Raw genomic sequence first — 21,607 nt, 5'->3', positions numbered from 1 at the left:
CCTGCCGCGCGGCTTTGCGCCGCGCGCTCACCCTTCCCTCTGTCGACGCGTGCCCGCCCGCGAGCCGAGGCCCGTCCGGAGTCCGTCCATGCCGTTTCCGCCTCGCGGCGCGCCCCCGGCGCTCGCCGCCCTCCTCCTGCCGCTCGTCCTCCCCGCCCCCGCCCTGGCGCAGGCCGCCGCCGCGGTCGAGCTCTCCGAACTCTCCGTCTCCGGCGCCGGCGGCGCGGTGCCCCGCGGCTCGGCCACGGTGCCGAGCGTCGCCGAGCAGCGCGCCGCCGTGAACGCGACCGTCGGCTCGGTCGCCTTCATCGACGCGGCGAGCATCCAGAACCGCTACGCCAACACCCTGCGCGACGTCCTCAAGGATACGCCCGGCGTCTTCGTGCAGAACCGCTACGGGCAGGAATTGCGGCTCTCGATCCGCGGCTCCGGCATCAGCCGCGGCTTCCACCTGCGCGGCCTCGAACTCCTGCAGGATGGCATCCCGGTGAACCTCGCCGATGGCAGCGGCGATTTCTACCAGATCGATCCGCTCTCCTTACGCTCGGTCGAGGTCTACAAGGGCGGCAACGCCCTCACCTTCGGCGCCACCACCCTCGGCGGCGCGGTCAATTTCGTGACGCCCACCGCCTATACCGCGCTCGCGCCCAACATCCTGCGCATCGACGGCGGCGCCTTCAACACGATCCGCGAGAGCTTCCAGGTCTCGCGCATCTCCGGGCCAGTCGATGTGCTGCTCAACGGCACGATCACGAACGCGGACAGCTACCGGGCCCACGAGACCCAGCGCACCCAGAACTTCAACGCCAATCTCGGCTACCAAATCGCGCCGGGCGTCGAGACCCGCTTCTACGCGGGCGTGTTCCTCACCGACCAGAAGCTGCCCGGCACGCTGAACCTCGCGGACGTCTTCAACAACCCGACCCGAGCGAACCCGACTGCGATCACCCAGAACCAGTCGCGGCAGGTCGAGGCCGAACGCATCGCCAACCGCACCTCCTTCGTGCTCGATGTCGGCAAGCTCGACATCGACAGCTGGGCGATCCACAAATCGCTCTACCACCCGATCTTCCAGGTGATCGACCAGGACGGCTGGACCTACGGCATCAGCCCGCACTGGGCCGGCACCTTCGAGATCGGGGGGTTTCGCAACGACACGATCCTGGGCCTGCGCGCCTTCGCCGGGCAGAACGCGGCGCGGCAATTCGTGAACATCGCCGGCAACCGCGGCACGCAGACGCTGAATGCGCTCCAGAGCGCAGCGAACTACGAGGCCTATGGCGAGAACCGGTTCTGGTTCCTGCGGGACGTGGCGCTGATGACCGGCGTCAAGCTGTTCTCCTCGAACCGCACCTACAGCAACAAGGGCGGCCTCGCCGCCAGCCCCAACGTGCAGTTCGCCAACACGACCTACGAGGGCGTGAACCCCAAGATCGGCCTGCTCTGGCAGCCGCGGCCCGAGATCCAGGTCTTCGGCGACATCACCCGCTCGCGCGACGTGCCGGACTTCTCCGACCTCGTGCAGACGAACACGCTCCGCACCACCTTCGTGCCGCTCCAGGCCCAGCGCGCCTGGACCTACGAGGCGGGCGCACGCGGGCGCGTCGACCGGCTCAGCTTCGACGTGACGCTCTACAGGGCCGAGATCCGCGACGAGTTGATCAACTTCAACACGGCGTCCGGCGCCGCGATCAACCTGCCGGCCGCGACCTTCAACGCGCCGCGCAGCCGGCACCAGGGCGTCGAGGCCGCCATCGGCCTCGACATCGCCCGCGACCTCTCCGGCATCGGCGACACCCTGAGCGTCACCCAGATCTGGACGCACAACGATTTCCGCTTCGTGCGCGACCCCGTCTACGGCTCGAACCGGATCGCCGGCATCCCGCAGGACGTGCTGCGCACCGTGGTGAGCTACGCCCATCCGAGCGGCTTCTACATCAGCCCCTCGGTGGACTGGGTGCCGCAGGGCGCCTTCGCCGACCACGCCAACACCCTGAAGGTGCCGGGCTACGCGCTCTTCAATCTGCAGACGGGGATCGACTTCGCCAACGGCGTCTCGCTCTTCGTGGATGCCCGCAACCTGACGGATGCGCGCTACGTCTCGGACATCTCGGTGCTCGCCAACGCGGCGGCCTCGGCCACGGCACCGGTGGCGTTCTATCCCGGGGTCGGACGGGCGGTGTTCGGCGGGGTGCGCGCCTCGTTCTGAGCCGGCGAGAGCGCTCTCAAGCCGACGTGGATGCCGGTTCGGCGTCAGAGAGCGCGTGACAACACAGGCTTGGAGCCGCGCCCCGTCGCAACGCGATCGAGCGCGGCTCTAGTGGCCGGAGGCCGCCTCGGCGCCGCGAACGCGCGGCCCGGCGGGCTCCTGCGCGGCCCCTCCGGACACGCGCAGGATGCCGGGCAGGTCGGCGCCCTGCGTGCCGAAGCGCGTCCAGGCGGCCCGGCAGCGGCTGTGGTCGGGATCGGCCCGAAAGTAGCGCTCCTGATCCGCCAGCAGGGTGTCGAACACGGCGGCGCGCACGCCGCGCGCATCGCCGACATAGAGCCCGTAGACCCGGTCCCAGAACGCCTCGTTGAGTTCCCACTCGCAGGTCGCTGCCGCCTTCATCAGCGCGAGCTTGCGCAGGCTCTGGCGCTCGACATGGGGCATGGACAGGTAGCCGTAGCGCGCCTTGATGGCGCGGCCGCCCGACGCGTAGCCGCTCTCGCTCGTCAGCGCCCAGCCGAGATAGGCGGCACCGGCAGCGAGCAGGAGGCCTGCGAGGCAGGCCGCTCTGAGGACGGTCATGCGCTTCCTCCCCACCGATCCCTCATCCCGTCGCAGGACCTTGGCCGTATCATGGACGGGCGGGCGGCCGGTGTCGCGTGTCCCGGAGCCACACACCGGCCAGCGCAGGCAACGGCCCGGACCGCGCCGTTCCGCACGGAGGCGCCCCCGAGACTGCCTCGTTCCGGGACGCCTGTGCCGCCGGGGTGCGTACAAATCGTCGCCCGATCTTGGCCGCAATCTTGCCACAGTGACAAAAGCGTGGCAGTGTCCGTCTCATATCGAGACACTGGGCTGCCAAGCGTGGAGGCGCGCTTCCATGGCCGTCGTTGCACTTCATGAGACCCGGACCGAGACCGACGGCGTAGAGGAGCGCCGCAGGCAGGCGATCGCGCATGCCCGGCAGCTCCGGGCGCTCGCCTGGGTGGCGCTCCGCGACGGCATGCCCCACGGGGCGCTGCGCGCGGCCACTGCCCGCACCGCGGCGCGGCGCATCCTGCAGCACGAGCGGCGGGCCGCGCTCCTGAACCGTGTCGTCGCGGATGCGATGAACGCCTTCGTGCAGGAACAGGCCGCCCTCGCGGGCTGAAGTCTTCGGAGGCGAATCCGATCGACTGCCACCCCTTGTCGTGGCGCGCTCGCTTGCGTCGAACCGGCATCCACGGCGATGGAGAGCGCTCTACCGGATCCGCAGGCCGATCCGCGGACGCCACACCCCGAGCACGACATTGGCGGTCGCCACAGCGAGCAGCACCCAGAGCGTGTTGCGCTCCGGGCCCAGCGACGCGGCGAGCGTCGCCGGATCGGCCTGGCCGGCGAGCGCGGCGGCGCTGCGCTTGGCCTCCTCCTGCATCGGGCCCTGGATCCCGACGAAGCCGCCCTCGAAGATCAGGATGCCGGTGGCGAGCTTGACCCAGGCCCAGCCGGCGCTGTGGAAGCCCCGATGCACGGCGATGGCGAGCAGGCCGGCGAGGAGCACGAGGGCGAGCGAGGGCAGGAAGATCCAGGTGGCGATAGCGCCCATCGCGCCCCGGATCAGGGCGTAGCCGGCGAGCGAGGACGGCGGCGGCGCGACGCTGAGCAGGACGAGCAGCGCCGCCATCGCGCCCATCAGGCCGATCGCCCCCATCGTATGGAGGAACTTCATGAGGCGTCGCACGGCGTCCATCCCCGACCGGCAGGGGCCAAGCCTATCGCGGACCGCCGGATCGCGGTAGCCGGATCGAACACGAGATCTCCCATGCGTGAACCGGAGGCGCCCGCATCCGTTCGCCTCAAGACCGATTTCGAGGACCCTGCCCGCGCATGACGGCCCCCATCGCCTTCGACAACAGCTATGCCCGCCTGCCGGCCCGCTTCCACGCGCGGCTCGCGCCGACGCCCGTCGAGCGGCCGCGGCTGATCCAGCTCAACCGTGCGCTCGCGCGTGATCTCGGGCTCGATGCCGATTGGCTCGCGAGCCCGGACGGCGTCGCCGCGCTCGCCGGCAACCGCCTGCCCGAGGGGGCCGAGCCGCTCGCCGCAGCCTATGCCGGGCACCAGTTCGGCAACTTCGTGCCGCAGCTCGGGGACGGGCGGGCGATCCTGCTCGGCGAGGTGATCGGCCGGGACGGGCGCCGCGACATCCAGCTCAAGGGCTCGGGGCCGACGCCCTTCTCCCGCCACGCGGACGGCCGGGCGGCGCTCGGGCCGGTCCTGCGCGAATACCTCGTCAGCGAGGCGATGGCGGCCCTCGGCATCCCGACCACCCGGGCGCTCGCCGCGGTCTCTACCGGCGAGCACGTCGCGCGCGAGACCTTTCTGCCCGGCGCCGTGCTGACCCGCGTGGCGTCGAGCCACATCCGCGTCGGCACCTTCCAGTTCTTCTCCGCCCGCGGCGATGTCGAGGGCCTGCGCACCCTCGCCGACCACGTCCTCGCCCGGCACGACCCGGAGGCGGCGCAGGCCGAGAACCCCTATAGCGCCCTCCTCGCGGGCGTCGTGGCGCGCCAGGCCGAGCTGGTGGCGCGCTGGCTGCTGGTCGGCTTCGTCCACGGCGTGATGAACACCGACAACATGTCGGTGGCCGGGGAGACGATCGATTACGGTCCCTGTGCCTTCCTCGACGTCTACGACCCGCGCACCGCCTTCAGCTCCATCGATCAGCACGGGCGCTACGCCTACGGCAACCAGCCGCGCATCGCCCTGTGGAACCTGGCCCGCCTCGCCGAGGCCCTGCTGCCGCTCCTCGCCGCGGACGAGGGCGAGGCGGTGGCCGAGGCGGAGCGCGTGCTGGAGGGCTTCGGGCCGCGCTTCGAGGCGGCCTATCACGGCGGGCTCGGCCGCAAGATCGGGCTCGCCGACCTGCGCGAGGACGACGCCGCGCTCGCAGGCGATCTCCTCAAGCGCATGGCCGAGAATCAGGCCGACTTCACCCTGACCTTCCGCAACCTCTGCGCCGCCGCCGCGCGGCCCGAGGCGGACGGGACGGTGCGCGACCTCTTCGTCGACCCGACCGCCTACGACGACTGGGCGGCGCGCTGGCGCCAGCGCCTCGGGCAGGAGCAGCGGGACGGGGCCGAGACGGCCCGCGCCATGCGGGCGGTCAATCCGGCCTTCATCCCGCGCAACCATCAGGTCGAGGCGATGATCGCGGCGGCCGTCGAGCGTGACGACTTCGCCCCGTTCGAGCGGATGCTGGCCGTCCTCGCGCATCCCTACGACGACCAGCCGGACGCCGCCGCCTATGCCGAGCCGCCGGCCGACCGGGGCGTCGGCTACCGGACCTTCTGCGGGACCTGAGCGCCGACGCCCTGGGATCGCCCCCAGACCCCGCCGGAAGGCCCGGTCCCTCCGGAGTTCCGGTCGTCCGGCAGCACAAGCCCGAACGCCTCCGCGAAGCCGCGCCGGCCGGCCGGGGTGACCGAGACCGCCCGGCTGCCCCGGACCCGGGCGATCCAGCCGAGATCCTCGCAGCGGCGGCAGAGGGCGGCACCGAGCGTTCCGGCAAGGTGCGGGCGCCGCTCGCTCCAGTCGAGGCAGGGCCGGCAGAACAGGCGCCGCGTGCGCGCGGGCGCCACGGGCAGGCCGAACGCCGCGAGCCACGCGCGGCCCGCCTCGGTCGCCTCGCCGGCCTCCTCGCCGAGCACGATCAGTCCGCGCGCCACCAGCGCGTCGGCAAGCCCGACCCCGAGCCGCCCGGCGAGATGGTCGTAACAGGTTCGGGCCTCGCGGAGAGCCGGGCTGATCCTCGGCGTCGCCCGGCTCGGCTCCGGCCAGGGCTCGGCTCCGGCCACGAGGATGCTCTCCAGCATACGCGCGACCTCCGGCGAGGCGAGGCGGAAGTAGCGGTGGCGCCCCTGGCGGGCGACCCCGAGCAGGCGCCCCTCCACCAGCCGGCCGAGATGCCCGCTCGCGGTCTGCGCCGTGATCCCGGCGGTGATGGCGAGTTCGGTGGCGGTGAGCGCCAGCCCGTCGAGGAGCGCGCCGAGCATGGCGGCGCGGGCGGGATCGCCGACCAGGGCGGCGGTTGCGGCAAGGCTCGCGGCGGTCGTCATGGGCGCAGATTACGCCCCCTCCTCCGCCCGATCACGCCCCGACGCTTCGGTCCCGGCCGAAGCCTCAGGGGGAGACATCCGGCGCGAAGCGTCGCCGAAGAGAGCCCATCGGCAGCCCCCTCGGCTGGACACGCACGACCCTGCCGCGCCCTAATGGACATCCCGAAAAACGATCACGCCACAATAGGATCGAGGGAGGATACCTGATGCTGCGACGCGCTCTGCGTCCGCTGGCGGCTGCCGCCATGCTGGCCCTCGTGGGACCGGCGCTGGCCGAGGAACCCCTGCGCTTCGAGGTCGACCCGGCCTGGCCCAAACGCCTGCCGAACGACTGGATCATGGGGCAGGCCGCGGGCGTCGCGGTGGATGCGCAGGACAATGTCTGGGTGGTGCAGCGCCCGCGCACCCTCACCGACGACGAGAAGGCCGCGAGCCTCGATCCGCCCCGCACGAAATGCTGCAAGCCGGCCCCGCCGGTTCTGGTCTTCGATCAGGCCGGGACCCTGATCAAGTCCTGGGGCGGCCCCGGCGAGGGCTATCAGTGGCCGCAGAACGAGCATGGCATCCACATCGACCACAAGGGCTTCGTCTGGCTCGCGGGCAATGGCGACACCGACGGACAGATCCTGAAGTTCACGCAGGACGGCCGCTTCGTGCTGCAGATCGGCAAGCAGGGCCCGCAGACCGACAGCCAGGACACGACCCGCCTCGGCAAGCCGGCCGGCATGATGGTCGACCCTGCGACGAACGAACTCTACGTGGCCGACGGCTACTACAACCACCGCATCATCGTATTCGACGCCGAGACCGGCGCGTTCAAGCGGATGTGGGGCGCCTACGGCAAGCCGCCGACCGACGAGAAGCTCGGCCCCTACGATCCGGCGGCGGCCCCCGCCACGCAGTTCCGCAACCCGGTCCACTGCGTGCAGATTGCCCGCGACGGCCTCGTCTACGTCTGCGACCGCACGAACAACCGCATCCAGGTGTTCAACAAGGATGGCAGCTTCGTGAAGGAGATGTTCGTCGAGAAGGGCACGCGCGCCAACGGCGCTGTCTGGGAGCTGGCCCTCTGGCCGGACGAGCGCCAGAGCTACCTGCTCAACGCGGACGGCGCCAACAACGAGGTGCGCACGCTGAGCCGCGACACCGGCGAGGTGCTCGGCCGCTTCGGCCGCAACGGCCGGCAGGCCGGCGACTTCCACTGGGTCCACAACCTCGCGGTCGATTCGAAGGGCAACGTCTTCACCACCGAGGTCGACACCGGCAAACGGGCGCAGAAATTCCTGTTCCGGGGTGACATGGTGCTGCGCAAGCGCGCCGCCCTGGAGGGGGACAAGCGATGATCGCCGCGTCCGATCCCGTCTTGGGCGCGGCCTGCCCGTGCTGCCTGCCGCGCCGCGGCTTCATGCGCGGCCTTGCCGGGCTCGGCGCCGCGGCGCTGGCCGCCGCGCCCGCCGCGGCAAGGGCCGAGCCCGCGCGCTACACCGGCCTCGTGATCGATTGCCACGGGCACTACACCACCGAGCCGCCCGCGATGCTCGCCTGGCGCAAGCGCCAGATCGACGCGATCAACGATCCCGCCCAGTCGCCCTCCCCCTCCGACCTCAGGGTCAGCGACGACGAGGTGCGGGCGAGCGTGAGCGGGCGCCAGCTCAAGCTCCAGTCCGAGCGCGGCATCTCGCTCGCCCTGTTCTCGCCGCGGGCCGGCGGCATGGGCCACCATATCGGCAACGCGCGCACCAGCCTCGACTGGTCGATCGTGTCGAACGACATGATCCACCGCGTGGCGAGCCTGATGCCGCAGAACTTCGTGGGCGTCTGCCAGCTGCCGCAGACGCCGGGCGTCTCGCCGAAGAACTGCACGGCCGAGCTGGAGCGCTGCGTGAAGGAGCTCGGCTTCGTCGGCTGCAACGTCAACCCGGACCCGTCGGGCGGCTTCTGGACCGATCCGCCGCTCTCCGACCGCTTCTGGTACCCGCTCTGGGAGAAGATGGTCGAGCTCGACGTGCCGGGCATGGTCCATGTCAGCGCCTCGGCCAACCGCAATTTCCACGCGACGGGGGCGCATTACATCAACGGCGACACCTCCGCCTTCATGCAGTTCGTCACCTCGGACCTGTTCAAGGACTTCCCGACGCTGCGCCTGATCATCCCCCATGGCGGCGGTGCGGTGCCCTATCATTGGGGCCGCTACCGAGGGCTGGCGCAGGACATGAAGCGCCCACCTCTGTCGGAGCTGATGCGCAACGTCTACTTCGACACCTGCGTCTACCATCAGCCCGGCATCGACCTGCTGCTCAAGGTCGTGCCGCGCGAGAACGTGCTGTTCGCCTCCGAGATGGTCGGGGCGGTGAACGGGATCGATCCCGAGACCGGCCACGCCTACGACGACACCAAGCGCTACGTCGAGGCCGCCGCGATCTCCGAGGCCGACCGAGCGAGGATCTACGCCGGCAACGCCCTCACAGTGTATCCGCGGCTCGCCGCCCGTCTCGAGGCAGCCGGGCTGAAGAACTGAAGGGCTCGAGGGGGAGCGCAGGCTCCCCCGGCCCCGTGACGAATCACGCCCGCCCGCGCAAAAAAGTCGTCCCGCCCCTGTCGGATCCCGTCGGCGATCCGTGTCCTCGCCCGGGGAAGGAGACCGCATGCTCTACGCCATCCTCTGCTACAAGGACGAAGACGTCGTCGCCGCCTGGACCGAGGCGGAGGATGCTGCCGTCATGGCCCGGCTCGGGACCGTGCACGAGCGGCTGGAGCGCCAGGGCAAGCTCGGGCCATCCTTACGCCTCCTGCCGACCACCGCCGCCACCACCCTGCGCAAGGGCGGCGAGCCGCCGCTCGTGATCGACGGCCCCTTCGCCGAGACCAAGGAGCAGCTGCTCGGCTTCTACGTGGTGGACGTCGCCGATCTCGACGAGGCGCTCGCCATCGCCCGCGACCTCGCCGCTGCCAATCCCGGCGGCGCCTACGAGCTGCGGCCGGTCCTGCTCTACAACCCAGATCCGCGGATGCCCGACCCGCGCAAGGCTGCGGGATGAGCGCGACCGATCCCGACAGCGCCTGGATCGCGGCGGCGCTCGCCGCGTCCCGCCCGCGGGTCATCGCGGCTCTGCTCCGCGCCTTCCGCGACCTCGACACGGCCGAGGAGGCCTATCACGAAGCGGTCCTGCGCGCCCTGCGGACCTGGCCACGCACCGGGCCGCCGCGGGACGCCGCCGCCTGGCTGATCCTGGTCGGCCGCAACGCCGCCCTCGACGGCAAGCGTCGCCGTGTCCGGGAGACGCCGCTGCCGCCCGAGGAGGCCCTGTCCGACCGCGACGACGCCGAGGCGGCGCTCGCCGAGCGGATGGATGCCTCCGCCTATCGCGACGACATCCTGCGGCTGCTCTTCATCTGCTGCCATCCGGAGCTTCCGGCAACGCAGCAGATCGCATTGGCCCTGCGCATCGTCTCCGGCCTGAGCGTCGCGCGCATCGCCCGCGCCTTCCTCGCCTCGGAGGCCGCGATGGAGCAGCGCATCACCCGCGCCAAGGGGCGAATCGCGCGCAGCGCGGTGCCCTACGAGGCGCCGGGGCCGGCCGAGCGCGCAGAGCGGCTCGGCACGGTCTCGGCCATGGTCTACCTCGTCTTCAACGCCGGCTATTCCGCAGGGACCGGCACGGAGCGGGCGGCGCTCTGCGAGGAGGCGATCCGCCTCGGGCGCCTGCTCCTGCGCCTGTTCGGCAGCGACCCGGAGGTGATGGGGCTGATGGCCCTGATGCTCCTCCAGCATGCCCGCACGCCGGCGCGATTCGACGCCGAGGGCGCCATCATCCTCCTCGACGACCAGGACCGCGGCCTCTGGCGCCGGCCGATGATTGCGGAGGGGCTCGCCCTCGTGGACAAGGCGATGCGCCACCGGGCGCCGGGCCCCTACCAGGTCCAGGCCGCGATTGCCGCCCTGCACGCTCGCGCGGCACGCCCGCAGGAAACCGACTGGGCGGGAATCGACGCGCTCTATGCGACGCTGGAGCGGTTGCAGCCCTCGCCGGTGGTGAGTCTCAACCGCGCGGTCGCGACCGCCAAGATCGGCGGCCCTGCGGCGGGGCTCGCCCGCGTCGAACCGCTGGCCAAGTCGCTCAACGGCTATTTCCACTTCCACGGCCTGCGCGGCGCCCTGCTCATGCAGCTTGGCCGGGACGGGGAGGCGCGCGCGGCGATGGGCCGGGCGATCGCGCTCGCCGGCACCGCGGCCGAGGCCGCCCATATCCGCATGCAGCTCGACCGGCTGAGCCGGGACGCCGAGCGACCCTGGAAAAAAAGATCCGCGCGGGTGTCGGGGGCCGCCCGGCCCGCGCGTCCTTGGGGTGAGGCCGCAAGGAAACCAGGGGATGCGGCCGAGGAGGAGAGGACCCGCATGAGCCAGAATCCCGAGACCGCGCCAGCCCCCGTGAAGGGCGGCCTCGTCGCCTACCTGACCGTGGACGGCGCCCTGAAGGCCGCCGAGTTCTACGCCCGCGCCTTCGGCGCCGAGACCGTCACGGCCATGCCCGCCGACGAGCAGGGCCGGACGATGCATGTCCACCTCCACGTGAACGGCTCGTCGCTGATGCTGAGCGACGCCTATCCGGAGCACGGCCACCCGTTCCGGGATCCCCAGGGCTTCAACCTGACGCTGATGGTGGACGAGATCGACGCCCGCTACGCCCGCGCCGTCGAGGCCGGGGCGACCGCGGTGATGCCGCCCACCGAGATGTTCTGGGGCGACCGCTACGGCCAGCTTCGCGACCCGTTCGGCGTCCTCTGGGCCATGAACCAGCAGAAGCGCTGACGCGCCCCCCAAACCCGACGAGGCCGACCATGACCGATCCGAGCGCGCGCGAACTCGTCCTGACGCGCATCATCCCCGCCTCCCCCGCCGCCCTCTACCGGGCCTGGACCGAGCCGGCGCTCCTGCAGCGCTGGTTCGCCCCGAAGCCCTGGTCGGTGGCCGAGGCCGAGACCGATCCGCGCCCCGGCGGCTCCAGCCGCATCGTCATGCGCGGGCCGGATGGCACCGAGTTCCCGAGCACGGGCGTCTATCTCGAAGTGGAGGAGAACGCGCGCCTCGTCTTCACCGACGCCTATACCCGCGCCTGGGAACCGTCGGCCAAGCCCTTCTTCACCGGGATCATCACCTTCGAGCCGGTGGAGGGTGGCACCCGCTACACGGCGCGGGCGCTGCACTGGACGGCGGAGGACCGCGCGGCGCACGAGGCCATGGGCTTCCACGAGGGCTGGGGCCGCTGCGCCGACCAGCTCGCGGACCTCGTCGCGACCCTCTGACGGGATCGGATCCCGGTCCCATCCTCGAACAGGACGGAACGACACATGCCGAAGGTCAGCACCTGCCTCTGGTTCGACCGGGACGCCGAGGCGGCGGTCCGCCTCTACGTCTCGCTCGTGCCGGATTCCAGGATCGATCACATCCAGCGCGCGCCGGGTCCCTGGCCGGGCGGCCAGACCGGCGACGCGATCCTGCTCGCCTTCACGCTGGGCGGGCAGAGCTACCAGGCGCTCAACGGCGGCATGGCGGCCGATTACGGGACGGCCGCCTCGATCTCGGTCACCTGCGCCGACCAGGCCGAGGTGGACCGTCTCTGGGACGCCCTCACCGCCGATGGCGGCCAGGAGATCGCCTGCGGCTGGCTGCGCGACCGCTGGGGCGTGCCCTGGCAGATCGTGCCCGAGGCCATGCTGCGCCTCCTCGCCGATCCCGATCCCGGGGTCTCGTCCCGGGCCTTCACGGCCATGCAGGGCATGGTGAAGCTCGACATCGCGGCCCTGGAGCGCGCGGCGGCCGGGCCGGGCTGACGGCGGCTCATCCGGTCCCGACATCAGGCCCGGATTGACGACCGGGCGTGGCGGATGCGGGTGGCCATTCGCGCGCCACCATGATCTCTGGCGCGGCGGTCCCCGCGGCGGAGAGACAGAGGCATGCAGTCCAACGAACCCGATCACGCGGCGCGGTCAGACCTCCCGGCCGATCCGAGGCGGGACGCGCTGCAGACGCCCTGCCTCCTCCTCGATGCGGCGAAGGTCCGGGCGAATGTGGACCGGATGCGCGCGCACCTGACCGGCCTCGGCGTTGCCTTCCGGCCGCATCTCAAGACCGCCAAATCCCTCGACGTGGCCCGCATCGCCATGACGGCGCCCGAAGGCCCCGCCATGGTCTCCACGTTGCGCGAGGCGGAGTATTTCGCCGAGGGCGGGGTGCGCGACATGATCTACGGGGTCGGCATCGCCCCGGCGAAGCTCGCCCGCGTCTCGGCCCTGCGGGCGCGCGGCATCGACCTCGCCGTCATCCTCGACAGCCCGGAACAGGCCGAGGCCGTGGCGGCGCAGGCCCGGACCACCGGCGATGCCTTGCCGGTCCTGATCGAGGTGGATGCCGACGGCCACCGCTCGGGCGTCGCGCCCGGCGACGCGGCGGCACTCGTGGCGCTCGGCCGGGGCCTGACGGAGGGGGGCGCCGCCCTGCGCGGCGTGCTGCTCCATGCGGGCGACAGCTACGCCCTCAGCGATCCCGAGGCGCTCGCGGCGGCCGCCGAGGCCGAGCGCCGCGCGGCGGTGACGGCGGCGGATACCTTACGGGGCGCAGGGCTGCCCTGCCCCGTGGTCAGCGTCGGCTCGACCCCGACGGCACGCTTCGCTCGCGACCTCACCGGCGTCACCGAGATGCGGGCCGGCGTCTTCATGTTCGGCGACCTGTACCAGGCCGGCACCGGCGCGGTGGCGGTGGAGGACATCGCCCTCTCGGTGCTCGCCACCGTGATCGGGCACCAGCGGGCGAAGGGCTGGATCATCGTCGATGCCGGCTGGATGGCGCTGTCGCGCGACCGCGGCACGGCCAAGCAGGCCGTGGACCAGGGCTACGGTCTGGTCTGCGACCTGTCGGGGCGGCCCTACCCGGATCTCATCGTCGCCGACGCCAACCAGGAGCACGGCATCGTGGCGCTCCGGCGCGGCGCCAAGGCCGCCCTGCCCGACCTGCCGGTCGGATCGCGGATCCGCATCCTGCCGAACCATGCCTGCGCCACCGGCGCGCAGCACGACCGCTACCACGTCCTCGACGAGGGCGGCCGCGTCTCCGCGATCTGGCCCCGGATCAACGGCTGGTAGCGCGGGATCCGCCGCCTACTCGGCGGCGGTCCGCGGCACGTCCGCGCCGGCCGCGGCGAATTGAGCGGCATGCAGGCGCCGGTAATAGCCGCCCGCCGCCAGCAGCGCCTCGTGCCGTCCCTCCTCGACGACGCCGTCCTGCGTCACCACCACGATGCGGTCGGCGTGCCGAACCGTGGCGAGGCGATGCGCGATGACCAGGGTGGTCCGGCCAATGGCGAGATCGGCGAGCGCCGCCTGGATCTCCCGCTCGGTCTCGGTGTCGAGCGCCGAGGTCGCCTCGTCGAGGATCAAGATCGGCGGGTTCTTCAGGAACACCCGCGCGATGGCGAGGCGCTGCTTCTGCCCGCCGGAGAGCTTCACGCCGCGCTCGCCGACCACGGTGTCGAGCCCGTCGGGCAGCCCCGCGATCAGGTCGCCGAGGCGGGCGCGCCGGGCCGCCTCCAGGATCTCGGCCTCGCTGGCGTCGAGCCGGCCATAGGCGATGTTCTCGCGGATCGTGCCGGCGAACAGGAACACGTCCTGCTGCACGATGCCGATCTGCCCGCGGAGGGATGCGAGCGTGTAGGCGCGGATGTCGCGCCCGTCGATCGTGATGCGTCCGGCCTCGACCTCGTAGAAGCGCGGGATCAGCGAGCAGAGCGTGGTCTTGCCGGCGCCCGAGGGGCCGACGAGCGCCACCGTCTCCCCCGCGCCGACCGCGAGGTTGAGCCCCGCGAGGACCGGCCGATCCGGGCTGTAGCCGAAGGAGACGTCCTCGAAGCGGATGTCGCCGCGCAAGGCCCCGGCCGCGACCGCGTCCGGCCGGTCGACGATGTCGGGCTCGGTGCCGAGCAGACCCATATAGCGCCGGAACCCGGCGATGCCCTTCGGATAGGTCTCGACCACCGCACCGATCTTCTCCAGCGGCCGGTAGAACACGCCGACCAGCAGCAGGAAGCCGACGAAGCCGCCCGCGGTGAGATCGCCGCGCACCACGAAGGCGGCGCCGCCCAGCAGCACCACGATCTGGACGAGGCGCATGCCGAGATAGTTGATCGACAGGCTCGCCGCCATGATGCGGTAGGCCTCGAGCTTGGTGGCGCGGTAGCGCTGGTTGTCGGCCGCGAAGAGCGCGCGCTCATGCGCCTCGTTGGCGAAGGCGCGCACCACGCGCACGCCGCCGACATTCTCCTCAATGCGGGCGTTGAAGGCGCCGACGCGGCCGTACTGGGCCTGCCAGTTGCGGGTCATGCGCCCGCCGTAGCGCAGCGTCACGAAGGCGATCACCGGCAGGATCGCCGCCGTCATCAGGGCGAGCGGCGAATGCACCCAGATCATCAGGCCGAAGGCGCCGAACAGCGTCATCACCGCGATGAACAGGTCCTCCGGCCCATGATGGGCGACCTCGCCGATCTCCTCGAGATCCTTCGTCACGCGGGCGACGAGGTGCCCGGTCTTCTGGCTGTCGTAGAAGCGGAAGGAGAGCTTCTGCAGGTGGTCGAAGGCCCGCGCCCGCATCGTGGTCTCGATGTTGATGCCGAGCACGTGGCCCCAATAGGTGACGACGACCATCAGGCCCGCATTGGCGACGTAGAGAGCCGCGAGGCCGGCCGCGGCCAGCACGATCAGCCCCCAATCCTGCTGGGGCAGGAGCCGGTCCACGAACGCCTTCACGGCCAGCGGAAAGCCGAGTTCGAGCAGGCCCGAGAGCACGGCGCAGCCGAAATCCACCAGGAACAGCGTCCGGTGCGGCCGGTAATAGGCGAGGAAGGCCTTCAGCATCGGGATTCGGGACAGCGACCGGTCGCGCATTCGAGGGGACAGAGCGCTCCGCAGGACGGAACGCCCGGCAGGCGTTGGCGCAGGCAGCAGGTGCGCCGCCGGCAGCCGGAGGGGCCGGCGCACAGGGCCCGGGCGAGCGGGCTGCCGGAGCCGTGCCCGCCGCGATCCGACCGGATCACGTCTTTCGGCCTTTGTCGTGACGCGCCGCCCGAGGCCGAACCGGCCTCCACGTCGGCGGAGAGCGCTTGAGGAGCGCTCTCTTGCGCCGAACCGGCCTCCACGTCGGCGGAGAGCGCTTTAGCGCAAGCCGGCCCCGGGCACCAACCGAGGCAGGCGCCGATCTCGGCGCAGGCCGGCGCATCCGTCTCCCCGAGCTCCCGCGCGACATGGTCGAAGATGACCGCGGCATTGCCCCACAGGACCCGGGGCGCAAGCCCGCAGCGGGCGTGGCAGAGATCCACGAAGGGATGCAGGTGCTCCGCGATCAATCCCGCGAGGCCCGGCGCCTGATCCGGCGCGTCGGGTTCCACGAGCAGGCGCAGGGGACGCCCCTGCGCATCGAGTTCGAGGCTCGTCGTGTCGAAGGCGAGCGGCAGGGGGCGCCCGAGCCGCACCAGCGCGGTCAGGGCCGGGGTGGCCAGGGCGGCGAAGTAGAACTGGCTCCAGTACGAGACCAGGGCGCGGCGATCGACCCCTGCGGAGACCGCACCGAGCCCCGCGCCGAAGGCCGACAGCGCGGCGTCGAACACGGCCGGGTCGCGCAGCGCGACAAGGGGCACCGAGGCCGGACCGCCGGGCCCGGCGGCGACCCCGTCGCGATAGGCCCGGAGCGAGTCGGGCACGCGCCGGGCGACATCCGCGATCATCGCGTACGCTCGCGGCCCGCGGGCGGCGTCCGCGCGACCGCCACGGCGAGCCAGGCGACGGAGGCGGCATAGACCGGCATCGCGGCGAGGAAATAGGCCGCCCAGCCGGCCCAGCCCGCAAGCGCCGGTGCGGCCACGCGCAGGGGCATCGCCGCGAAGAAGGCCGCGCCGAACAGGAGCGCGTAGTCCGTGGCGGGCCGTGGACCCTGCGCCCAGCGATAGATCATGTTGAACACCGGAACGCCGAGGAGGCCGCCGCACACGAAGTTGAGGATGGCGGCAGCGACGGCGGGGCCGGGCGCTGCGGCGGCGCAGGCGGCGGCCATGAGGCCACCCGAGGCGAGACATCCGAACCCGCCGACCAGGATCAGCCGCACGGTTCCGAAGCGCGCGGCGAGGCCGCCGGCCACCAGGGCCATCACGAGATTGACCCCCGGCAGGACGCTTCCGGTCAGGAAGCCGACCTGCTGCAACGAGACCCCGAGGTCGAGCAGAGCCAGGGTGTTCGGCCCGGCCAGCAGATAGGAGGCGGCGAAGTAGGCGCCGAGCACCAGGATGCGCGACACGAGGGCACGCAGGCGCGCGAACGAGCCGGACCACCGCTCGGGCGCGCCGCCGGCCCCACGCAGGCGCCGCTCCGGATAGGCCAGGATCGGCAGCAGGCAGAGCGCGTCGAGCCCGGCGCAGGCGAGGACCGCCAAGCGCCATCCGAGGACGTCGTAGGATCCGACCAGCACGCCGACGCCGAGAATGCCGCCGAGGGAGGCGCCGCAGAGCTTGGCCGAGGCGACGAAGGCCCGCCGCTCCGTCGGCACGGTCTCGACGACCAGGGCTTCGAGGGCGATGTCCATCGTCGCGACGCAGGCGCAGGCCGCGATCGCCAGAGCCAGGAGCACCGGCAGGGGCCAGTGCTCACCGAAGCTCAGGGTGGCGAGCAGCGCGACGGTCAGCCCCTGCGCCGCCGCGATCCAGCCGACCCGGTGCGGCAGGACCGGCAGGCGGACGCGGTCGAGCGCCGCCGCCCACAGGAAGGTGAGCCCGACCGGCAGGTTGATGAGCTGCAGCAGGCCGACCTCGGCGAGGTCCATGCCGCGTGCCCGCAGGATCAGCGGGGCGCCGCCGGCAAGGAAGCCGATCGTCGCGCCGAAGGTGACGTACAGGCAGAAGAACGGCGCCAGCGGGCGCAGGCCCGTCAGTGCGGCCCCGGCCCGCTCGCTCAGCCGGATGGTGGCGGATCCGCTCATCGCGATCGCGTTCCGGCGCACCAGCAGCGGACCGGAGGGCGGAAAGACCCGATGCGGCGGCAGTTTATAATCACACTAAACTATTGGTCCGCTTCATCTTTCCCGATTAGTCGAGCGGCCGGGGATGTTCAAGGCGGCGGACCTGCGGCGTCTCGCCGACCGTCCCGGCGCGCAGCGGCGAAGCCTCACGGCCAGCTGAACGCACAACCGGAAGAGGAGAGAAGCAAGTTCTTCAATTTAGAATAATTACACAACATAGTGCTTGGCAATTGCATGCAACGCGCTATCAACGCGATCACATCGCCGTGATGCGAATGTAGAACGTAAATAATCTGCCGGTCTTGTGCCGTGCCGAGGGCATCTTAAAATGATTCTATCTTGCGCAACACCGAAGGCGCATGTGCTGGGATGCCTTTTCCGCGGACCTTTGTGCCTGGCCCTTCTGTCGACGACCTGTAGCCTCAGCCTCATTGCCGCGACGCAGGCCCAGGACGCACCGGCGACGGCGATCGAGCTGTCCGAATTGAGCGTCACCGGCGAGGGACGCAGCCTCGGCGGGAGCCTGTACGGGCCGGGCGGCGCCTCGGGCGCGGTGCCGGGCTACGTGGCGAGCCGCAGCACCGTCGCCACCAAGACCGACACGCCGATCATCGAGACGCCGCAATCGATCTCGGTCGTCGGCCGCAAGCAGATCGAGGACCAGAACGCCCTCACCATCAACCAGGCCCTGCGCTATACGCCGAGCGTCACCACCGAGCAGCGCGGCGGCGCGGGCTCGACCCGGCTGGAGCAGTTCTACATCCGCGGCTTCCAGGCGCCGATCTTCCTCGACGGGATGGTGCTGCCCGGCAGCCGCGACGCCTTCCCCACCGTCGACCCCTACCGGGTCGAGCGCGTCGACATCATCAAGGGGCCGACCTCGGTGCTCTACGGGCAGGCGGGGGCCGGCGGCATCGTCAACCTCGTCTCGAAGGTGCCCCAGTTCGTGCGCCACGGCGAGATCTTCGTGCAGGGCGGCGATTTCAACACGGTGCGCGGCGGCGTCGATGTCGGCGGCCCGATCCCGGCCGAGGCCGGGCCGCTCGCCGACCAGTTTGCCTACCGCCTGATCGCCTCCGGCTGGAACGCCGACGGGCCGGCCGTGACGACGCGCGTGGAGCGCGCCTTCATCAATCCGAGCCTGACGTGGCGGCCGTCGGCCGACACGCAGCTCACCGTGATCGGCAACTACCAGCGCGATCCCTTCTCGGGCTTCTACGGCGGCTTCCCGGCGGTGGGCACGGTGTTCCCGCGCAATTTCGGCAACGGCATCGTCGGCCGCCTGCCGGTCGACTTCTACGACGGCGACCGCAACTTCGAGCGCTCGGACCGCACGCAGGCCTCGGTCAGCTACCTGTTCGACCACCGCTTCAACGAGAACCTGCGCTTCCACTCGGCCGGGCGCTGGCTGACCTCGCAGGGCGATTACCGCAGCGTCTACAGCGCCTTCAACACCGCCAACGGCCCCTTCACCAGCGGGCCGATCATCGCGCGCTCGCGCGGCGGCACGAATGTCGACATCGACGCCCTGACCTTCGACAACAACCTCGTGGCGACCTTCGACACCGGCATCTTCGGGCACACCGCCCTCGTCGGCGTCGATTACCGCTCCATCGAGACGCGGACCCTCTCGGGCCCCTTCCCGACGGCGCCCAGCCTGAACGCGCTGGCGCCCAACTACTTCACGAACATCCCGCAGGTGCCCTTCACGGCGGATGCGCGCATCACCGCCGAGCAGACCGGCATCTACTTCCAGGACCAGATCAAGTTCGACCGCCTGGTCCTGACGCTGGGCGGCCGCTACGACTGGGCGCGCCAGACCGGGCCGACCCGCAACCTCACCACCAATCTCGTCACCAACCAGGACGTGCCGGCCGAGGCCTTCACGGGCCGGGCCAGCCTGCTCTACCTGTTCGACAACGGGATCGCCCCTTACGTCGCCTACAGCGAGGCCTTCGAGCCGATCGTCAACGGCCGCATCTTCGATCCGGCCTTCGGCGCCGCCGGGCGCATCCCCGACCCGATCACCAGCAACCAGTACGAGGCCGGCATCAAGTACCAGCCGCCCGGCACCGACATCCTGCTCACCACCGCCTTCTTCGACATCCGGCGCTCGAACGCGACCAACACCGATCCGGCCAATCCCAGCTTCGTCCTGCAGACCGGCGAGGTCGGCGTGCAGGGCGTCGAGTTCGAGGCGCGGGCGAACGTCACCGAATCCCTCTCGCTGGTTGGTGGCTTCTCCTTCCTCGACATCCGCAACACCCGCGACATCGGCACGACCAGCAATGACTTGACCGGTCAGCAAGTGCCGCTTGTCGGCCGGCGGCCGGTGCTGGTGCCGGACACCACCGCCTCGCTGTTCGTGGATTACCGCTTCACGGACGGGGCGCTCGCCGGCCTCGGGCTCGGCGGCGGCGTGCGCTATCTCGGCCCCTCCTGGGGCGATCCGGCCAACACCTTCAAGGTGCCGCCGAGCGTCCTCGTCGATGCGGTGCTGAGCTACGACCTGAAATACCTCACCCCGACGCTGGCGGGCTTCCAAGTGCAGGTGAACGCGCAGAACCTTCTCGACGAGCGCTACGTGACGGGCTGCTTCAGCTATTCGGGCTGCTATTACGGCCTGCCGCGCACCGTCCTCGCCACCCTGCGCTACCGCTGGTAGGAGGCGTCCCATGCGCAACGGCTTCCGCCAGTCGATGGCATGGCTGCACGCCTGGTCGGGGCTCGTGGTCGGCTGGGTGCTGTTCGCGGTCTTCGTCACGGGGACCGCGAGCTATTACCGGCCGGAGATCTCGCGCTGGATGCAGCCCGAGCTGCGCCAGAGCAGGGATCTCGGACCCGAGGCCCTGGCGACGGCCGCGGACCGGGCGGTCGCCTATCTCCAGCGGCACGCGCCGGAGGCGCGGGCGTGGTTCATCACGCTGCCCAGCGCCGAGAAGCCGCTGACGGGGCTGTTCTGGCGGAACGGCCCCGGCCTGCCGCCGAACCAAGTCCTGCTCGATCCCGAGACCGGAAACCCGGCCGCCGTGCGCGAGACGCGCGGCGGCGATTTCCTCTACCGCTTCCATTTCGAGCTGCACATGGCCCCGCTCTGGGGCCGCTGGATCGTCGGCATCTGCGCCATGATCATGCTGGTGGCGCTGGTCTCCGGCGTGATCACGCACCGGCGCATCTTCGCCGACTTCTTCACCTTCCGCCGCCACGCCAAATCCGCGCAGCGCGGCTGGCTCGACGCGCACAACGTCTCGGGCGTGCTGGCGCTGCCCTTCCACCTGATGATCACCTATACCGGCCTCGTCACGCTGGCGCTGATGTATATGCCCTGGGGCGTGCAGACGGCCTACAAGGGCGACCAGCAGCGCTTCTTCGCCGAGACCGGGCAGGTCACCGCGTCGCGCCCGCCCGCCGGCCGGCCCGGCACCCTGGCCCCGGTCGGACCGATGGTGCGGCAGGCGATGGAGGCGGTGTCCGAGCCGCTGGAGCGGATCTCGGTCGTCAACCCGCGCGACGCGCACGCCTCGGTCGTCGCGGTGTTCGAGGAGCCGCACGGCCTCTCGCACGAGCACCCGCAGGTCGCCTTCGACGGGACGACCGGCGAGGTCCGCGAGATCCGCAAGGGCGGCCTCAAGCCGGCCTCGAAGACCTTCACGACGATGGTCGGCCTGCACGAGGCGCATTTCGCCGGCCCTGTCCTACGCCTCCTGTTCTTCCTCTGCGGCCTCGGCGGCTGCGCCATGGTCGCCACCGGCCTGCTGCTCTGGACGGTCGCGCGCCTTCCCAAGCCGGGCGTCCGGCCCCCCTGGATCCTGCGCCTCGTCGAAGGGCTCAACATCGCGACCATCGCCGGCCTGCCGATGGCGATCGCCGCCTATTTCCTGGCCAATCGCCTGCTGCCGGTGGGCCTGGCGGATCGCGCCGCTTGGGAGATCCGGGCCTTCTTCGCCGTCTGGCTCGCGGTCGCCCTGATCGCCCCGTTCCGGCCCCGGGTGCGGGCGTGGCCGGACATGCTGTCCGCGGCGGCCGCCCTCTACGCCGCCGTCTGCGTCGCGGACGGCCCACGGCTCCTCGGCGCCGCCCTGGACCCGGCCGGGCTTTCGTGGCCGCCGGGCCTTGCCTTCGACGGGGTGATGCTGGGCCTCGCCGCTCTCCTCCATGGCGCGGCCCGCAAGGCCGGCTCGGGCTCCAGAACCGCGGCCGATCGCGCCGGACCGGCCCGCGCCTCGCAATCGGCGGCCTGACCCCGCC

18 protein-coding genes and 1 pseudogene are annotated in these 21,607 nt (G+C 71.4%); 13 read left to right on the top strand and 6 right to left on the bottom strand.

Annotated elements, in window-relative coordinates; translation table 11 throughout:
- The first annotated feature begins 88 nt into the window (after positions 1-88).
- On the top strand, positions 89-2,209 hold the full coding sequence (locus MET9862_RS05450) for a TonB-dependent receptor family protein (RefSeq protein ID WP_142582090.1): 2,121 nt from the start codon (positions 89-91) through the stop codon (positions 2,207-2,209).
- Positions 2,210-2,317: 108 nt separating this feature from the next.
- Here MET9862_RS05450 and MET9862_RS05445 read toward each other — a convergent pair whose 3' ends face one another.
- Positions 2,318-2,791, bottom strand: coding sequence for a hypothetical protein (locus MET9862_RS05445; RefSeq protein ID WP_185156755.1), 474 nt, complete (start codon positions 2,789-2,791; stop codon positions 2,318-2,320).
- A 298-nt stretch (positions 2,792-3,089) separates the two neighbouring features.
- Between MET9862_RS05445 and MET9862_RS05440 the strand changes: the two genes are divergently transcribed.
- The gene (locus tag MET9862_RS05440) at positions 3,090-3,359 is read left to right on the top strand and encodes a hypothetical protein (RefSeq protein WP_142582089.1); all 270 of its coding nucleotides are present in this window, start codon (positions 3,090-3,092) and stop codon (positions 3,357-3,359) included.
- A 90-nt stretch (positions 3,360-3,449) separates the two neighbouring features.
- Here the strand turns inward: MET9862_RS05440 and MET9862_RS05435 are convergent, their stop codons facing one another.
- Positions 3,450-3,929 (bottom strand): hypothetical protein, encoded by a 480-nt coding sequence (locus MET9862_RS05435; RefSeq protein WP_142582088.1) that lies wholly within the window; start codon positions 3,927-3,929, stop codon positions 3,450-3,452.
- 146 nt (positions 3,930-4,075) lie between these two features.
- Here MET9862_RS05435 and MET9862_RS05430 point away from each other — a divergent pair, with 146 nt between their 5' ends.
- Positions 4,076-5,551 (top strand): protein adenylyltransferase SelO, encoded by a 1,476-nt coding sequence (locus tag MET9862_RS05430; protein ID WP_142582087.1) that lies wholly within the window; start codon positions 4,076-4,078, stop codon positions 5,549-5,551.
- Here MET9862_RS05430 and MET9862_RS05425 read toward each other — a convergent pair.
- Positions 5,527-6,306: an ArsR/SmtB family transcription factor gene (locus MET9862_RS05425; RefSeq protein WP_142582086.1), complete on the bottom strand. Its 780-nt coding sequence runs from the start codon at positions 6,304-6,306 to the stop codon at positions 5,527-5,529. The two genes, MET9862_RS05430 and MET9862_RS05425, sit on opposite strands and share 25 nt — an antisense overlap.
- A gap of 206 nt (positions 6,307-6,512) precedes the next feature.
- On the opposite strand from MET9862_RS05425, the gene MET9862_RS05420 reads away from it, so the two are divergent.
- From MET9862_RS05420 to MET9862_RS05390, 8 genes and pseudogenes are all read left to right on the top strand, one after another.
- Positions 6,513-7,649 carry an NHL repeat-containing protein gene (locus MET9862_RS05420; RefSeq protein ID WP_142582085.1) on the top strand — a complete coding sequence of 379 codons (1,137 nt, stop codon included), beginning with the start codon at positions 6,513-6,515 and terminating at the stop codon, positions 7,647-7,649.
- Complete coding sequence (locus tag MET9862_RS05415; protein ID WP_142582084.1) at positions 7,646-8,824, top strand: amidohydrolase family protein; 1,179 nt, start codon at positions 7,646-7,648, stop codon at positions 8,822-8,824. Before MET9862_RS05420 ends, MET9862_RS05415 begins: the two co-directional genes overlap by 4 nt.
- Before the next feature lie 127 nt (positions 8,825-8,951).
- Entirely contained in the window at positions 8,952-9,344 is a 393-nt protein-coding gene (locus MET9862_RS05410) for a YciI family protein (protein WP_142582083.1), read from the top strand.
- A pseudogene (locus MET9862_RS05405) lies at positions 9,341-10,588 on the top strand (RNA polymerase sigma factor); the annotation flags it as partial. The gene MET9862_RS05410 and the pseudogene MET9862_RS05405, both read left to right, overlap by 4 nt.
- Before the next feature lie 114 nt (positions 10,589-10,702).
- On the top strand, positions 10,703-11,116 hold the full coding sequence (locus tag MET9862_RS29960; protein ID WP_244612583.1) for a VOC family protein: 414 nt from the start codon (positions 10,703-10,705) through the stop codon (positions 11,114-11,116).
- A 29-nt stretch (positions 11,117-11,145) separates the two neighbouring features.
- On the top strand, positions 11,146-11,610 hold the full coding sequence (locus tag MET9862_RS05400; protein WP_142582081.1) for an SRPBCC family protein: 465 nt from the start codon (positions 11,146-11,148) through the stop codon (positions 11,608-11,610).
- Between the two features lie 45 nt (positions 11,611-11,655).
- Positions 11,656-12,138: a VOC family protein gene (locus MET9862_RS05395; protein ID WP_142582080.1), complete on the top strand. Its 483-nt coding sequence runs from the start codon at positions 11,656-11,658 to the stop codon at positions 12,136-12,138.
- Between the two features lie 123 nt (positions 12,139-12,261).
- Positions 12,262-13,446, top strand: a complete 1,185-nt coding sequence (locus MET9862_RS05390) for an alanine racemase (protein ID WP_142582079.1) — start codon at positions 12,262-12,264, stop codon at positions 13,444-13,446.
- Positions 13,447-13,461: 15 nt separating this feature from the next.
- On the opposite strand, the gene MET9862_RS05385 is transcribed toward MET9862_RS05390, so the two are convergent.
- Genes MET9862_RS05385 through MET9862_RS05375 form a run of 3 tightly spaced genes read right to left on the bottom strand, consistent with a single transcriptional unit; the run spans position 13,462 to position 17,320 of the window.
- The gene (locus MET9862_RS05385; RefSeq protein ID WP_142582078.1) at positions 13,462-15,210 is read right to left on the bottom strand and encodes an ABC transporter ATP-binding protein; all 1,749 of its coding nucleotides are present in this window, start codon (positions 15,208-15,210) and stop codon (positions 13,462-13,464) included.
- Positions 15,204-16,076 (bottom strand): siderophore-iron reductase FhuF, encoded by an 873-nt coding sequence (fhuF, locus tag MET9862_RS05380; protein WP_142582077.1) that lies wholly within the window; start codon positions 16,074-16,076, stop codon positions 15,204-15,206. Before fhuF ends, MET9862_RS05385 begins: the two co-directional genes overlap by 7 nt.
- Positions 16,073-17,320, bottom strand: a complete 1,248-nt coding sequence (locus MET9862_RS05375; RefSeq protein WP_142582076.1) for an MFS transporter — start codon at positions 17,318-17,320, stop codon at positions 16,073-16,075. The genes fhuF and MET9862_RS05375 overlap by 4 nt, the downstream gene beginning before the upstream one ends.
- 367 nt (positions 17,321-17,687) lie before the next feature.
- Here MET9862_RS05375 and MET9862_RS05370 point away from each other — a divergent pair, with 367 nt between their 5' ends.
- A complete protein-coding gene (locus MET9862_RS05370; RefSeq protein ID WP_142582075.1) occupies positions 17,688-20,024 on the top strand; it encodes a TonB-dependent siderophore receptor in 2,337 nt (778 codons plus the stop codon).
- Between the two features lie 10 nt (positions 20,025-20,034).
- Positions 20,035-21,600: a PepSY-associated TM helix domain-containing protein gene (locus MET9862_RS05365; RefSeq protein ID WP_142582074.1), complete on the top strand. Its 1,566-nt coding sequence runs from the start codon at positions 20,035-20,037 to the stop codon at positions 21,598-21,600.
- Positions 21,601-21,607: the final 7 nt, after the last annotated feature.

Origin of the sequence: Methylobacterium symbioticum (assembly GCF_902141845.1) — a bacterium.
Classification (GTDB): Bacteria; Pseudomonadota; Alphaproteobacteria; order Rhizobiales; family Beijerinckiaceae; genus Methylobacterium; species Methylobacterium symbioticum.
This window is presented reverse-complemented; position numbering and strand designations above follow the sequence as displayed.

Bases quoted from the DNA above. Each gene is read 5' to 3' on its own strand.
- MET9862_RS05450 (WP_142582090.1), top strand. From the start codon at position 89: ATGCCGTTTCCGCCTCGCGGCGCGCCCCCGGCGCTCGCCGCCCTCCTC.
- MET9862_RS05445 (WP_185156755.1), bottom strand. From the start codon at position 2,791: ATGACCGTCCTCAGAGCGGCCTGCCTCGCAGGCCTCCTGCTCGCTGCC.
- MET9862_RS05440 (WP_142582089.1), top strand. From the start codon at position 3,090: ATGGCCGTCGTTGCACTTCATGAGACCCGGACCGAGACCGACGGCGTA.
- MET9862_RS05430 (WP_142582087.1), top strand. From the start codon at position 4,076: ATGACGGCCCCCATCGCCTTCGACAACAGCTATGCCCGCCTGCCGGCC.
- MET9862_RS05425 (WP_142582086.1), bottom strand. From the start codon at position 6,306: ATGACGACCGCCGCGAGCCTTGCCGCAACCGCCGCCCTGGTCGGCGAT.
- MET9862_RS05420 (WP_142582085.1), top strand. From the start codon at position 6,513: ATGCTGCGACGCGCTCTGCGTCCGCTGGCGGCTGCCGCCATGCTGGCC.
- MET9862_RS05415 (WP_142582084.1), top strand. From the start codon at position 7,646: ATGATCGCCGCGTCCGATCCCGTCTTGGGCGCGGCCTGCCCGTGCTGC.
- MET9862_RS05410 (WP_142582083.1), top strand. From the start codon at position 8,952: ATGCTCTACGCCATCCTCTGCTACAAGGACGAAGACGTCGTCGCCGCC.
- MET9862_RS29960 (WP_244612583.1), top strand. From the start codon at position 10,703: ATGAGCCAGAATCCCGAGACCGCGCCAGCCCCCGTGAAGGGCGGCCTC.
- MET9862_RS05400 (WP_142582081.1), top strand. From the start codon at position 11,146: ATGACCGATCCGAGCGCGCGCGAACTCGTCCTGACGCGCATCATCCCC.
- MET9862_RS05395 (WP_142582080.1), top strand. From the start codon at position 11,656: ATGCCGAAGGTCAGCACCTGCCTCTGGTTCGACCGGGACGCCGAGGCG.
- MET9862_RS05390 (WP_142582079.1), top strand. From the start codon at position 12,262: ATGCAGTCCAACGAACCCGATCACGCGGCGCGGTCAGACCTCCCGGCC.
- MET9862_RS05385 (WP_142582078.1), bottom strand. From the start codon at position 15,210: ATGCTGAAGGCCTTCCTCGCCTATTACCGGCCGCACCGGACGCTGTTC.
- fhuF (WP_142582077.1), bottom strand. From the start codon at position 16,076: ATGATCGCGGATGTCGCCCGGCGCGTGCCCGACTCGCTCCGGGCCTAT.
- MET9862_RS05375 (WP_142582076.1), bottom strand. From the start codon at position 17,320: ATGAGCGGATCCGCCACCATCCGGCTGAGCGAGCGGGCCGGGGCCGCA.
- MET9862_RS05370 (WP_142582075.1), top strand. From the start codon at position 17,688: ATGATTCTATCTTGCGCAACACCGAAGGCGCATGTGCTGGGATGCCTT.
- MET9862_RS05365 (WP_142582074.1), top strand. From the start codon at position 20,035: ATGCGCAACGGCTTCCGCCAGTCGATGGCATGGCTGCACGCCTGGTCG.